A 12,624-nucleotide genomic window follows, 5' to 3' on the forward strand; every position below is an offset into this window, starting at 1 on the left:
TAAAAAAACCAGGCTGTCATGCAGCCTGGTTTTATGATTAAAATACTTGTTCTACTTCAACGACACCCGGTACTTCTTCAAGAAGGGCGCGTTCAATTCCGGCTTTCAGCGTAATCGTTGAACTTGGGCAGCTGCCGCATGCGCCAAGGAGGCGAAGCTTTACAATGCCTTCGTCTACATCAACAAGCTCACAGTCACCGCCGTCACGAAGCAGAAACGGACGTAATTTATCCAATACTTCCTGTACTTGCTCTTTCATTTCAACCTCAGTCATGAGATTCGCTCCTTTCATATACATAAAACCATTATATTCACAGTAACGGTAAAAATCTAATGTTTGGTTTGCAAAGCTGCTTTCTCCATTATAGCATATTTAAACTTGAACATAAAAACCGTTTTTTATACAAAAGCTGCCCCGTCCTTTGTATACTGGTGTAAAGGGGATGATATACATGACAAAGCCGGTTACGCTCAGTGTTTACGGCGCTGAAACGCTTTGCGCAAGCTGCGTGAATATGCCGAGCGCCAAAGATACGTTTGAATGGCTGGAGGCGGCGCTGAAACGGAAATACCCAGAGCAGCCTTTTAACATGCGGTATATTGATATTGACGCACCGCCTCAGCAAAAGGAGACAGAAGAGCTTGCGGAGCGCATCAAGAACGATGAATTTTTCTATCCGCTCGTGTTGGTGGAGGATGTCATTGTGGGGGAAGGGAATCCGCATTTAAAAGATATATATGAAGAAATGGAAAAGCGCGGCTATGTGGCGGGCTCTTAAAAATGGCCGCTGATCGCAATCAGCGGCTTTTTCTTATCAGCCGTTATGATGCTTGTACATCCATAAAAGGCCTGATTTTAATAAACGGGGCACACGCCCGATGAGCGGACGGTCGTTGACAAGACCGAAGCCCGCTTTTTTTCCGAGTGAACCGAGGACGCCTTTCAGCTTAAATTGCGGCATTGTTTCCGGCAGCTCTTCATTGTTCCAGCGTTTCAGGAGGATCTGCACAATTTGTTCCGCCTGCGCTTCAGCCAGCTGGGCGCTCGGCGCATGCGGCAGGCTCGCGCAATCACCGACGACGTAAACATGCTCATCGCCCGGAAGGTTGTGATGCGGTGTTAAAACGATGCGGCCTTGCGGGTCTTTTTCAGCATCCAGTTCTCTGACGGCTTTATTCGGCTGAATTCCCGCCGTCCACACGATGGCATCGGCCGGTATTCCTTCATCATGATTATAAACGATGCCGTCTTCCACTTTTGTAATATTCGCATTATTGATAATGGTGACGCCGTGTTCTTCAAACCATTTCTGAACGTACTTGCTGAGTCTTTTCGGAAAGCTTGATAAAATCAGGTCGCCCCGGTCAAATAACATAATCTTCAGGTCGTCACGGCTCTCTCTTAATTCACTGGCAAGCTCCACGCCGCTTAATCCCGCTCCGACGATAGCGACAGATGCATTGGCGCCGAGGTTGTTCAGCTTTTGATAGGCTTCGCGTGACTGATCAATGGTCTGAATGCTGTAAGTATGTTCCGGCGCGCCGGGCACGTTATGATACTTATCCTCGCAGCCCAGTCCGATCACCGCGTCATCGTAAGAAATCGGTTCGCGGTCATGAAACAGAACCTGTTTGTTTTTCGTGTCGACGGAAGCCACCTCACCGTATTGAACATCCAGATTCGGATGCTCAGGAAAAGACACCCTGATATGATGATCAGAAATCGTGCCGGCTGCGAGCGCATAATATTCTGTTTTTAAGCAGTGATACGGGTTTCTGTCAATCAGCGTGATGGATACATCTGACGGAAGCTGGTTCGGCAGTAAGCGGTGCAGCACCCGCATGTTTCCGTAACCCCCGCCGATCAAGACCAATTTTTTCATAATGATTCCCCTTTTGCCCGAAAAATATGGTAGTCAATATTGTTACAAAATAACGAACTATGTAAAATAACATCTAGAATTATATCGAATTTGATCTAAAACCACAATAATAGTTTTAAAATAACCTACAAATTGACCAGAAAGCACGAAATAGTAAAACCTTTAACCTGAATTAATATGTTACGATAACATTGAGCGTGAAACCGGATCTTTGACGAATAGAGGAAATTCCGTTAGGATAAGGTACATATGTGAGGTGAAACCGCATGAATCCGATGATTGAATTCTGTGTCAGCAATTTAGCGCGCGGTTCCCAGGAAGCACTTGAGATCTTAGAGAAGGATCCGAACTTGGACGTGCTTGAGTACGGCTGTTTAAGCTACTGCGGAAAATGCATGGAGTCCCTGTTCGCCTTGGTTAACGGCGAAGTGGTCACGGGGGGCACGCCTGCTGAATTGGTTGACAACATATATACATTCATAGAAGAAAATCCGATGTTTTAATCAGAGGCTCCGAACGGGGTCTCTTTTTTATTGCGCCCCGGGATTTGGCAAAATAAAAAATTTGTAGACAGCAAAAATAAATATTGTTATCTTAATAAAGACTTTTTTTAAATAAAATTTTAGAGGTGGATTCATTGAATATCGTTTGGGGGCTGCTCGGGGCAGTTGCTATATTAGCCATTGCTTTTTTGTTATCAGAGAAGAAAAGCAAAATTAACCTGCGAACCGTCATTGTCGGTTTATGTTTACAAATGGCCTTCGGATTCATCGTATTAAAGTGGGACGCCGGCCGGGCCGTATTTTTATGGTTCTCAAGCCGTGTGCAGCTTCTCATTGATTATGCGAACGAAGGCATCAGCTTTATTTTTGGCCCGCTGTTAAAAGTGGGCAGCAGCCCGGCTTTCGCGCTGAGCGTTCTGCCGGTCATTATCTTTTTCTCAGCGCTGATTGCCGTTTTGTATCACTTGAAAATCATGCAGCTCATCTTTCGCGTTATCGGAGGCGGACTGTCAAAACTTCTTGGGACAAGCAGAACGGAATCGCTTGCGGCGGCTGCGAATATTTTTGTCGGACAGTCTGAATCACCGCTTGCCATTAAACCGCTGATTGCGGGATTGACCCGTTCCGAGCTGTTTACGATTATGACGAGCGGCCTTTCGGCTGTAGCGGGTTCGACGCTTTTCGGTTACGCCCTGTTAGGCATTCCGATTGAATACTTGCTGGCGGCCAGCTTTATGGCGGCTCCCGCCGGTCTCGTGTTCGGAAAAATGTTAATACCTGAAACGGAAAAAACGCAGACGATAAAAGGCGATTTTAATATGGACGAAGAAGGCGAAGGCGCCGCTAATGTGATTGATGCAGCGGCAAAAGGCGCGTCCACGGGCCTTCAGATTGCTCTGAATGTCGGCGCCATGCTGCTTGCTTTTGTCGCGCTCATCGCCGTAGTGAACGGAATTCTCGGCGGAATCGGCGGCTGGTTCGGTTTCAAACATATTACATTAGAATCCATTCTCGGTTACGTGTTTTCACCGATCGCATTTGTAATCGGCGTTCCTTGGCATGAAGCGCTTGGAGCGGGAAGCTATATCGGACAGAAACTTGTGCTGAATGAGTTTGTCGCTTATTCAAACTTCGGTCCGCATATTGCGGACTTTTCTAAAAAAACGTCTACGATTATCAGCTTTGCGCTGTGCGGATTTGCCAACTTCTCTTCGATTGCGATTATGCTCGGCACACTGGGCGGTTTGGCCCCAAGCCGCCGTTCGGACATTGCGCGCCTCGGATTAAGAGCGGTTATTGCGGGAACACTCGCAAACCTTCTCAGCGCGGCGATTGCCGGCATGTTTATTTAGTAAACGATAAAAGCTCCCTGCATATGCAGGGAGCTTTTATGTATGAAAAACGGGGGATATTTGTATTGTGTCCGAGGGGAAGAGCTTTTATACTAAGTAAAAGAAAAAAAGTTGGAGGCCGATATGAATTCATTCCGTTTTACCAAGATGCACGGTCTTGGAAACAGTTATATATATGTAAATCAATTTGAAGAACAGCTGCCGGAAGAACGGCTGGCTGAGATTGCCGTTAAAGTGTCCAGCATTCACACGGGCATCGGCTCTGACGGAATGATCCTCATCTGTCCGTCAGAAAAAGCGCCGGTCAAAATGCGGATTTTTAATAATGACGGCTCAGAAGGGAAAAATTGCGGCAACGGCCTTCGCTGTGTGGCAAAGTACGCATACGAACATAAGCTGACAGAAGAAACGTCCTTTTTCATTGAGACGCTTTCAGGCCTTGTGAAAGCAGATATTACGGAAGACAACGGGATTGTGCGTGAAGTCGCCGTCGATATGGGCGAACCGCGCCTCACCAAAAAAGAGCTGCCGATGCTCGGCAATGAAGATGAACGGACGATCGATGAAACTTTTGTTTTTGGAGAAACGGAGCTTTCCGGAACAGCCGTATCAATGGGAAACCCCCATATTGTTTTTCCGGTTGCGGATATCAATCAAGCGCCTCTTACAACGCTCGGTCCCGTCATTGAAAAAGACCCGAGATTTCCGGAAGGCGTCAATGTCGAATTTGTGGAAACCGTCAGCGCCGATGAACTTCATTTCCGCGTATGGGAACGCGGCTCCGGCATTACACAGGCTTGCGGAACGGGCGCCTGTGCGGCGGCTGTCGCATCCGTATTGAACGGTGTTTCCGAACGAAACCGGGATATCACCGTTCATTTAGCGGGAGGCGACCTTGTGATAAATTGGCAGGACAACGGGCACGTGCTGATGACGGGACCCGCCGAAACCGTATGCAGCGGCGTCTATTATTTGTAAACAGCTCGTTTGAGAAATACGCTCCTCAAGGTTTATAATAGATATCAGCATCCGTTTTTAAAAAAGGAGGTCTACTTATGAGTGTTCCAGTAACTATTACTGAAGCAGCGGCTTTGCATATAAAAGATATGATGAAAGAGCATGAAGAAGAAAACGCGTTTCTCCGTGTGGGCGTAAAAGGCGGCGGCTGCAGCGGCCTGTCTTACGGAATGGGATTTGAGCACGAAAAAGGCGAAAAAGACAGCATGTTTGAACAGCACGGAATCACCGTTTTGGTCGACAGCGAAAGCCTTGATATTATGACCGGCACGATCATTGACTTCAAACAGTCCATGATGGGCGGCGGTTTCACCATTGACAACCCGAATGCCATCGCTTCCTGCGGCTGCGGATCTTCTTTCCGCACGGCCAAAAACGCCGGTACGCCGGAAGAGTGCTAAGGATCAGCCCGCCATTCTCAGGATGAAAAAATAGGACGTCTTTCTTTTCGATGGCGCTTGCACCATTGTTAAGAAAGGCGTTTATCTGTTTAATAAAAGCCAAAACCCGCTCAACAGCAGCGGGTTTTGCTTTTTCAAAGATGTTATTCAATTGTATGTTTCATCGCATTGTACATATTTGCCGTATGTTCATCGGCTTTATCCCGGGACATGCGCAGCCGTTCTGCTGAAGAACCATAGCCGATTTCTAGTTTGCCCTCTTTCAGTCCTTTAAAAATCCCCTCAGCGAATTCATCCAGCGGTTCTCCTTGAGTATGCAGCCCTGCTCCGCCTAAATCTGTATTCACCGCCGGAGGCGCAACTTCAATCACTTCTACAGATGAATCAGAAAGCTGATGTCTCAGACTCATTGTAAATGAGTGAAGCGCCGCTTTCGTTGCTGAATAGATCGGTGCAATAGCAAGCGGTGTAAAAGCCAATCCCGAAGAGACGTTAATGACAGCCGCATCTTCTTTTCCGGCAAAAAACGGAGCGAACAGCATAGACAGGTGGAAGGGAGCTTCAATGTTCGTTGTGATTTCTTTATTAAAATAGTCCCAATTGTCCTTCGCATCCGCTTTCAGCACATGAAAACGTTGTTGAATCCCCGCGTTGTTTACTAACACATTCACTTCCGGATAATTTTCTTTCACCCAATCAAACAGTGATATACGTTCAGATGGAATGCTCAAATCACTGACATAGGTAATAAGATCCGGGAATGTTTCCTTTGCTTTTTGAAGAGCGTGCTCACGCCGTCCGGTCACGATGACTTTATTTCCCGCTTTTAAAAACCGTTCTGCGAAAGCCAATCCTATTCCGGCATTTCCGCCTGTAATCAGTATTGTATTTCCCGTCAGTTTCATATTAACTCCTCTTTTCCGATTGTTTTACATTTCTTTGTCAACATTTCAGCTTTGATCCAATCAATATATTGCTTCATCCCGCAACTAAGACAGCAGTGATTCTGTAAAATTGATTTTTAGATCATCGGGAAACCCGCCAAAACTATTCTTTCCTTGTCACAATATGATGATACGGCTTATAGCGCGGTTTAAGTCAACAAAAGAACCTTGTGATTTCGTTTGCACGAAAGGAGGTGAACGTAAAGTCTTGGATTTTCTCGATGCGATAAAGCGTACCGTATAACAAGGGTGAGAGGCAATTAAAAAACGTTTCTGATCAAAACAAAAGGATGGTGATGCCGATGTATATGCAGGAGGAAACAGCGTTGATATCAGGCCGCTCAGCCTGAATGATGCAGAGCAGGAGCTGGTTTTGCAGACGGAAAACCGCACGTTTTTTGAACGGTTTGCCATGTCGGGACAGGAGGATTTTTATACGCTGGAAGGCCGGAAAAACGAATTGAACAATCACTGAAGAATGCGGAAAATGACACAGAATACAGCTTGGGCATTTTTCTTCAGGATCAGACCCTGATTGGCACGATCAGCCTTTTTCAGGTGGTTCGGGACGCCATCCAAAGCGCTTTTATCGGTTATTTTTTAGATGGCAAACATAACGGGAAAGGCTATGCGACGAAGGCTGTCAAGCTGGCAGTCGATTATGCATTCAATGAGCTGAAACTGCATCGGATAGAAGCCGGAGTCATGCCGCACAATAATGCGTCAATCCGGGTGCTCGAAAAAGCTGGCTTTCATAAAGAAGACATTGCGAGAAAAAATGTAAAGATAAATGGAAAATGGGAAGATCATCAGGTGCTGGCGATCATACATCCGGAGGATAAATAACAATATCCTCCTTTTTATACCCTGCGTCTCATTCCGCAGGTCATTCTTCTCTAATACCTCAAATCCATTGTGCAAATCGTACTATTTGCAAATTCGGAAAAAAATAAAGGGTATATAGCACCAAAAAATATGAAAGATGTGCTCTTAGTCAACACGTTCTAAAGTCATATTTTTCGAAAGGATATTGATTTTTTGATAGGAATAAACTAAATTGTAAAAGTATAGAATAGTTAATTTATTTTGTAAGAAAAGGATGATAATATGATAGGTCAATTGAGCAATAAAAAAATATTTTTAAGTTCTTTTTTCATCATTTTGATCTGTTCATTACTCTTCCAATTCAGTATTTCAGATAAAGTTCTGCAGTCATATTATTCTTCCGTCGGAGAAAGTACCTACGATATCGGGGAGAAAAGTGTTCGTACGATTGTCATATTTCTGCAAGGGTTTATGATCTTCACAACTTTTGTGGAAATTCTGATAGGCGGATTTCTGTTATTCGTTGCCGCTTTTATTCTCGGTACAAAAAAACCGAAAAAAATATATTTGCTTCTATATACACTGACTTCTTTAATCTCGGCATTTAAAATGTTGATTCTTTCAGTTGTTAACTACTTAACGGCTGATTCCTCGCTTATATATTCTGCCGGCGGCACCAGCTTGAGTCTGCAGCTGCTGGATCCATTTCTGCTCATATCAATTGCGGCTCTTTATGCTGCCGCAGGAAAACTGACCGATCTCAGTAAAGGCAAGAGAATCATTTTGACTGGATGTTTTGTTTTATTAAAACTCTTTACTATTTTCTTTAATTATTTTATGGCGGATAAAATTTAGCTCGGGAGAGAGTCAATTAAGCTGAATTTTATTATAAATTAAAAAAACAGAGTAGGGAGATGTTATGATGAACTTAGTAAAATCTAATAAAAAGTCTTTCATTTTGTTTGGCGCGGCTCTTGCTGCAGCAACATTGGTTTATGCACTATTATTAACGGGAACTGAATTAAACGTGGCGGCGGCTCATGCATTCTCAGCCAATGCTGAATTAGCTTCGACTCTGGGCATCTCTACAGCAGCAGCTAAAAAAGCAATTGATATTATTGATGCGGCATCAACAATTGCTTCTATCATTTCTCTCATCGGTATCGTTACAGGCGCAGGCGCGATTTCTTATGCAATCGTTGCAACAGCAAAAACAATGATTAAGAAATACGGCAAAAAATACGCAGCTGCTTGGTAAAATCGACCAATAAATAATTGCTCTTTTTGTACAAGCTGCAAAAAGAGCCTCTCTCCCAAATACATATGTAAGGATTGAAAGTATGATAGTCAAACAAATTGCGGCTCTTATCAAATATAATACCCTGTCATCGTTTCGAAAAAGAAAGGAAGATTGGGGCATTCCTCAACTCAACAGCAAACTGCTGTCTGCCATTATTATTTCTCTGTTATGTTTATATCTCGTTTTCCTGGGATGCGGTGTTGTATTCGGGACAAAACTGATTCAGCTGCCCCTCAGCGCATGGGGGCAATTTGTTTTAATCGCCGTTTCACTTGAGCAGCTTTTTTGGGCTGCCGGCTTCTTTAAAGAACATCACAATGCCTTTCTGCTGGATACGCGCAAGGTCATTCATCAATTAAAAAAGGTGCGTTTTTTACAGCTGTTTTCTGTTTTTGCCGGCCAGGCGATCAAAAAAACCATTTTCGTATGGTATCTTTTTGTTTTTCCGGTCTTTTTGTTTTTATCAAGCGCAGGCATGACCGGGTCTGCGGCGATCATCGTATTTTTCTTGGGCTTCGTTTATTTTCTTCTCAATTTATTTTTATCTATGCTGTTTTCTTATGTTGTTTATCTTCTTACAAATATATGGAGCAAATTGTTTTACTTGAAAATCCTGAAAGGCATTTTATTCAGCGTCAGCCTGCTGGTTCCGCTTGCAGTCGGGTATGCCGTTTATCTTCTCGTGTTTGGGGAGTATACCGCAAAGGATATTTCAAGCTTTACGGAGTCACCGGCTTTCCGGAACATCCTCATGAATACGCCGTATGTATGGTTAGCATTCCGCTCACATTCCGTGCTCGTTTTCGCTGCGGTGTTTGCGGCTGCCGTCCTTTTAACGGCGGGGATGTTTAAACTGTGGTCGGCCACGCTGAAGAAAATGGACCTTATTCCTTATATGTTTTTGACAAACGCAGATTTTGCGCCAAAGCTGAAATTATATAGAAATAACAAAATATTTCATGCCGTTTTTCAAAAGGATCTGCTGTTTTTATCGAGAATTGACGGGTTTTTTATCAGGAACTTCGGCAGTATGCTGTATTTGTTCATGCTGTTTTTAGGTTTTTGTATTCCGCTTCTATCGCATCACTTTATCGGGTATTCGGCAGCCGCCATCGTGTCTGCGGCGGTTATCATTGCGAACTTTTCGTATCAGCTCGTCGGAGATGCGCTCAAAACAGTATTATCAGTTGACGGGGAAATAAAAAATCAGCATCTGTTTCACCGGAATATCAAACATGCGTGGCAGCTGGTGTTTCCGAAAGTATGTATTTATAATCTCGCCGCTCTTATCTATTCGTTCATCATCACCATTTTGATTACGGTGTTTTTTCCGTCTTCCGCGGCGCTGACGATTTACTTGTTTATTGTGTTTTTATGTTCGGGTTTTTTATACAGTCTTGTCCAGATTTCAAGCACCGCCCTGTATCCTAAGAAAAACTGGGAGCATCTGTACGAAATTGGAGAAGCGGGGAAAGCAAAGACGTATAACAACTTATACAGTTCTTTCATTTTCATTGTGTCGCTTCAAATCGCTGCGATCACGTCCTATTTTATCTATAAAAAGCCGGAACTTGAAACGATGTTTATTCATTCTGCATCAGGTATTTTTGTCCTGTTCACACTATTAAACTATGGAGTCATGTTTCTGTTTCTTCGCAGAATCAATATGGCGGAAAGGTTTGCAAACAATGATTAAATTAGTGAATATACAAAAAAACTATAGTGAAAAACAGGTATTGAAAGATATTTCGTTTGAGGTGAAAAAAGGCTCAATCTATGCTTTGCTGGGGACTAATGGAGTCGGGAAAACAACGACTTTGAAAATCATTTCGGGCCTGCTTAAACCGACTTCAGGCCGCGTCATGATTGACGGCAAGGAACTGGATTCAGAAGAGGGGGGGCAAATATCGGCTGATATCGGTTTTGTGCCCGACCATGCTTTTTTATATGATTACTTAACGGGAGTCGAATACTTGCGTTTTACAGCGGAAATGTTTCAAGTGCCGTCTCAGCGGACAAATGATTATATAAAGAATATGTTGGAGACGCTGAAGCTTTCTCAAGACGGAAATCAGCTGATTAAAACTTATTCACATGGAATGAAACAAAAATTATCAATTGCGGCAGCGCTCATTCATCAGCCAAAGATATTAATTCTTGATGAGCCGCTGACGGGCATTGATTTAATCAGCGGTAAAACGATACGGACGTTATTAAAGGAGTACGTCAAGCAGGGAAATACGGTCCTGTTATCGACTCACCTGCTGGAGCTGGCGCATTCGCTGTGCGATACGATCGGTATTATACATGAAGGCGTTTTTGCGGCGGAGTATCAGTCATCCGAGCATTCATTAGAAGAGATTGAAGAATTGGCTGAGCGTATCTATACATGATGAACCGCATGTTGCCGGCAATCAGAACGTCCGCCATTCCGTTAATCGCGTCAGTGCTGTTTTTTTCAGGCGGTGTGGTCGCTGCGTTTTTTTCCGATCACTTTGTTTCATCAGCGGCTTACAACGGCTCGTCAGGCGCGGTTGAACTGCTGGAAAATAATGCAATCGCTTGTCTGTTTTTAGCCGCGGGTTTTTTTACCTTTGGGTTGACCTCAATCTTTTATTTATTCACCAACGGGTTTATTTTAAGCGGCTCTATTATAGAAAATCTGCATAGCGGGGTTCCTTTTTATCAGATTTTTTTACTGCTAATTCCTCATGGTATATTTGAAGTTCCTGCGTTATTATTAAGTGGCGCCATTGGTTTTAAGGGCGTTGAATTGGTCATCAGGCTGTGTTTTTCTAAGGAAAAAAAGATAATGGCTTCAATGTTCAGGCATATTGGAATATTGGTGCTGCTTATTATTTGTCTGCTGATCGCCGCTGCCATTATTGAAGCTTACATCACACCAATTTTTAAGTAAAAGGGGCAGAAATCATATGAGAAGTAAATTATCATTAATCGGTGTGCCGATTGTTATGATTATCGGTTATATCATTTCTTTATCCTTTGAGTGGCTGTTTCCTGTTCTTACTTTTGGGGTTGCAGGACTATATCTCTTTATATTTGCCCCGGTGCAAAATAAATTCATTCGTTACATCTTTTTGTTTATTTTTGTGATTAATCTGTTAGCCAGTGCGGCTCTTTATTTCGGTATTTAATAAAAAAAATGACATTCATATTGAATGTCATTTTTTTTATCTTCGAGCGGCTCTGCTGCGTGTTAAAATCTGTCGCCGTTGAAAATAGAGTTTTTTACGATTACATAGTCGACATTACGGATGGCTTCGAGTGTATTGCCGCCGGCGTAAGAGATGGAAGATTGCAGATCCTGCTCCATTTCAACCAGCGTGTCCTGCAAAGACCCTTTATGTTCGACATGCATTTTTTTGCCCTCGACGTTTTTCTTTTCGCCTTTTTGAAATTCAGAAGCGGAGCCGAAATATTCTTTGTACAGCTTTCCGTCGATTTCAATTGTTTGTCCCGGTGATTCTTCGTGGCCGGCGAATAATGATCCGATCATGACCATAGACGCGCCGAATCGGATGGATTTCGCGATATCGCCGTGCGTGCGGATGCCGCCGTCAGCAATGATCGGTTTGCTCGCAGCTTTTGCGCACCAGCGAATCGCGGCTAATTGCCACCCGCCGGTTCCGAAGCCGGTTTTAATTTTTGTGATGCAGACTTTCCCGGGGCCGATTCCCACTTTTGTCGCGTCAGCGCCCGCGCGTTCCAGCTCCCTTACGGCTTCAGGCGTCCCGACATTCCCTGCGATGACAAAGCTTTCCGGGACATGTTCTTTAATAAATTGAATCATGCTGATCACGGCATTGGAATGGCCGTGCGCGATATCAATGGTAATATAATCCGGCACCAGCTCCTGTTCTTTCAGCTCCCGGATAAATTCATAGTCATTTTCCTTCACGCCGACACTGATGGAAGAAATCAGTCCGCGCGCTTTCATATCCCGGACAAAAGCCAGGCGTTTTTCCGGCTCGAAGCGGTGCATGATATAAAAATACCCGTTTTCCGCGAGCCAGGCCGCGATGTTTTCATCTATAATCGTCTGCATGTTGGCCGGTACGACCGGAAGTTTAAACGTGTGTCCTCCCAACGTAACTGATGTATCACATTCAGATCGGCTTTCAACAATGCATTTTGCAGGAATCAGCTGAATATCTTCGTAATCAAATACATTTTCCATATATAACACCCCTAAAAGCGAATAATATAATTAAATAAAATTAAAATGTTCGTCTTTTTATAATGTACTTTGTTTTGTCAGGAATGTCAAATGATTTCATGCTGCCTCATATGCGGTCAGCTTGTCATCCATTTGCAGTTTGGTTATCATAGTAGTATTGGTTGTTGTAAGACATTTGTTACGATAGATAGATTTGCAGAA

At 43.8% G+C, this 12,624-nt stretch carries 15 protein-coding genes and 1 pseudogene; 12 read left to right on the forward strand and 4 right to left on the reverse strand.

The genetic code is table 11. The features are described 5' to 3' along the window. Positions 1-37 precede the first annotated feature (37 nt). Positions 38-373, reverse strand: coding sequence for a NifU family protein (locus MJQ52_RS15975; RefSeq protein WP_169510385.1), 336 nt, complete (start codon positions 371-373; stop codon positions 38-40). Positions 374-452: 79 nt separating this feature from the next. On the opposite strand from MJQ52_RS15975, the gene MJQ52_RS15980 reads away from it, so the two are divergent. Further along, a complete protein-coding gene (locus tag MJQ52_RS15980) occupies positions 453-779 on the forward strand; it encodes a YuzD family protein (RefSeq protein ID WP_044052935.1) in 327 nt (108 codons plus the stop codon). Between the two features lie 36 nt (positions 780-815). Here MJQ52_RS15980 and MJQ52_RS15985 read toward each other — a convergent pair whose 3' ends face one another. Next, positions 816-1,883: an NAD(P)/FAD-dependent oxidoreductase gene (locus tag MJQ52_RS15985; protein WP_060657594.1), complete on the reverse strand. Its 1,068-nt coding sequence runs from the start codon at positions 1,881-1,883 to the stop codon at positions 816-818. Positions 1,884-2,149: 266 nt separating this feature from the next. On the opposite strand from MJQ52_RS15985, the gene MJQ52_RS15990 reads away from it, so the two are divergent. The 4 genes from MJQ52_RS15990 to MJQ52_RS16005 all read left to right on the forward strand — a co-directional run bounded on the left by MJQ52_RS15990 (position 2,150) and on the right by MJQ52_RS16005 (position 5,156). Beyond that, positions 2,150-2,386 carry a YuzB family protein gene (locus tag MJQ52_RS15990; protein ID WP_007408721.1) on the forward strand — a complete coding sequence of 79 codons (237 nt, stop codon included), beginning with the start codon at positions 2,150-2,152 and terminating at the stop codon, positions 2,384-2,386. A 134-nt stretch (positions 2,387-2,520) separates the two neighbouring features. Next, a complete protein-coding gene (locus MJQ52_RS15995; protein WP_024085753.1) occupies positions 2,521-3,738 on the forward strand; it encodes a NupC/NupG family nucleoside CNT transporter in 1,218 nt (405 codons plus the stop codon). Between the two features lie 123 nt (positions 3,739-3,861). Next, positions 3,862-4,716, forward strand: coding sequence for a diaminopimelate epimerase (dapF, locus tag MJQ52_RS16000; protein WP_012118345.1), 855 nt, complete (start codon positions 3,862-3,864; stop codon positions 4,714-4,716). Between the two features lie 77 nt (positions 4,717-4,793). Continuing rightward, positions 4,794-5,156 carry a HesB/IscA family protein gene (locus MJQ52_RS16005; RefSeq protein ID WP_003151967.1) on the forward strand — a complete coding sequence of 121 codons (363 nt, stop codon included), beginning with the start codon at positions 4,794-4,796 and terminating at the stop codon, positions 5,154-5,156. A 143-nt stretch (positions 5,157-5,299) separates the two neighbouring features. Here the strand turns inward: MJQ52_RS16005 and MJQ52_RS16010 are convergent, their stop codons facing one another. Next, a complete protein-coding gene (locus tag MJQ52_RS16010) occupies positions 5,300-6,061 on the reverse strand; it encodes an SDR family oxidoreductase (RefSeq protein ID WP_265210253.1) in 762 nt (253 codons plus the stop codon). A 451-nt stretch (positions 6,062-6,512) separates the two neighbouring features. Between MJQ52_RS16010 and MJQ52_RS16015 the strand changes: the two are divergent. The 7 genes and pseudogenes from MJQ52_RS16015 (at position 6,513) to MJQ52_RS16045 (ending at position 11,380) form a co-directional block, all read left to right on the forward strand. Then, positions 6,513-6,946 (forward strand): annotated as a pseudogene (locus MJQ52_RS16015) (GNAT family N-acetyltransferase). Positions 6,947-7,207: 261 nt separating this feature from the next. Beyond that, positions 7,208-7,780 (forward strand): hypothetical protein, encoded by a 573-nt coding sequence (locus MJQ52_RS16020; protein ID WP_146275425.1) that lies wholly within the window; start codon positions 7,208-7,210, stop codon positions 7,778-7,780. A gap of 67 nt (positions 7,781-7,847) precedes the next feature. Continuing rightward, positions 7,848-8,183, forward strand: coding sequence for an uberolysin/carnocyclin family circular bacteriocin (locus MJQ52_RS16025; protein WP_003151973.1), 336 nt, complete (start codon positions 7,848-7,850; stop codon positions 8,181-8,183). 82 nt (positions 8,184-8,265) lie between these two features. Further along, on the forward strand, positions 8,266-9,921 hold the full coding sequence (locus MJQ52_RS16030) for a hypothetical protein (protein ID WP_146284137.1): 1,656 nt from the start codon (positions 8,266-8,268) through the stop codon (positions 9,919-9,921). Then, positions 9,914-10,618, forward strand: coding sequence for an ABC transporter ATP-binding protein (locus MJQ52_RS16035; RefSeq protein WP_003151975.1), 705 nt, complete (start codon positions 9,914-9,916; stop codon positions 10,616-10,618). The genes MJQ52_RS16030 and MJQ52_RS16035 overlap by 8 nt, the downstream gene beginning before the upstream one ends. Beyond that, a complete protein-coding gene (locus MJQ52_RS16040) occupies positions 10,615-11,142 on the forward strand; it encodes a stage II sporulation protein M (RefSeq protein ID WP_094247531.1) in 528 nt (175 codons plus the stop codon). The genes MJQ52_RS16035 and MJQ52_RS16040 overlap by 4 nt, the downstream gene beginning before the upstream one ends. Positions 11,143-11,158: 16 nt before the next feature. After that, entirely contained in the window at positions 11,159-11,380 is a 222-nt protein-coding gene (locus MJQ52_RS16045; RefSeq protein ID WP_003151978.1) for a DUF5970 family protein, read from the forward strand. Positions 11,381-11,442: 62 nt separating this feature from the next. Here the strand turns inward: MJQ52_RS16045 and guaC are convergent, their stop codons facing one another. Further along, positions 11,443-12,423, reverse strand: a complete 981-nt coding sequence (guaC, locus tag MJQ52_RS16050; protein WP_094247532.1) for a GMP reductase — start codon at positions 12,421-12,423, stop codon at positions 11,443-11,445. Positions 12,424-12,624: the final 201 nt, after the last annotated feature.

This window comes from Bacillus sp. jun7, assembly GCF_051034795.1.
GTDB lineage: Bacteria > Bacillota > Bacilli > Bacillales > Bacillaceae > Bacillus > Bacillus velezensis.

What these genes read in the sequence shown, in the direction of transcription:
- MJQ52_RS15980 (WP_044052935.1), top strand. Translation starts at nt 453, where the DNA reads ATGACAAAGCCGGTTACGCTCAGTGTTTACGGCGCTGAAACGCTTTGC.
- MJQ52_RS15985 (WP_060657594.1), bottom strand. Translation starts at nt 1,883, where the DNA reads ATGAAAAAATTGGTCTTGATCGGCGGGGGTTACGGAAACATGCGGGTG.
- MJQ52_RS15990 (WP_007408721.1), top strand. Translation starts at nt 2,150, where the DNA reads ATGAATCCGATGATTGAATTCTGTGTCAGCAATTTAGCGCGCGGTTCC.
- dapF (WP_012118345.1), top strand. Translation starts at nt 3,862, where the DNA reads ATGAATTCATTCCGTTTTACCAAGATGCACGGTCTTGGAAACAGTTAT.
- MJQ52_RS16005 (WP_003151967.1), top strand. Translation starts at nt 4,794, where the DNA reads ATGAGTGTTCCAGTAACTATTACTGAAGCAGCGGCTTTGCATATAAAA.
- MJQ52_RS16010 (WP_265210253.1), bottom strand. Translation starts at nt 6,061, where the DNA reads ATGAAACTGACGGGAAATACAATACTGATTACAGGCGGAAATGCCGGA.
- MJQ52_RS16020 (WP_146275425.1), top strand. Translation starts at nt 7,208, where the DNA reads ATGATAGGTCAATTGAGCAATAAAAAAATATTTTTAAGTTCTTTTTTC.
- MJQ52_RS16025 (WP_003151973.1), top strand. Translation starts at nt 7,848, where the DNA reads ATGAACTTAGTAAAATCTAATAAAAAGTCTTTCATTTTGTTTGGCGCG.
- MJQ52_RS16030 (WP_146284137.1), top strand. Translation starts at nt 8,266, where the DNA reads ATGATAGTCAAACAAATTGCGGCTCTTATCAAATATAATACCCTGTCA.
- MJQ52_RS16035 (WP_003151975.1), top strand. Translation starts at nt 9,914, where the DNA reads ATGATTAAATTAGTGAATATACAAAAAAACTATAGTGAAAAACAGGTA.
- MJQ52_RS16040 (WP_094247531.1), top strand. Translation starts at nt 10,615, where the DNA reads ATGATGAACCGCATGTTGCCGGCAATCAGAACGTCCGCCATTCCGTTA.
- MJQ52_RS16045 (WP_003151978.1), top strand. Translation starts at nt 11,159, where the DNA reads ATGAGAAGTAAATTATCATTAATCGGTGTGCCGATTGTTATGATTATC.
- guaC (WP_094247532.1), bottom strand. Translation starts at nt 12,423, where the DNA reads ATGGAAAATGTATTTGATTACGAAGATATTCAGCTGATTCCTGCAAAA.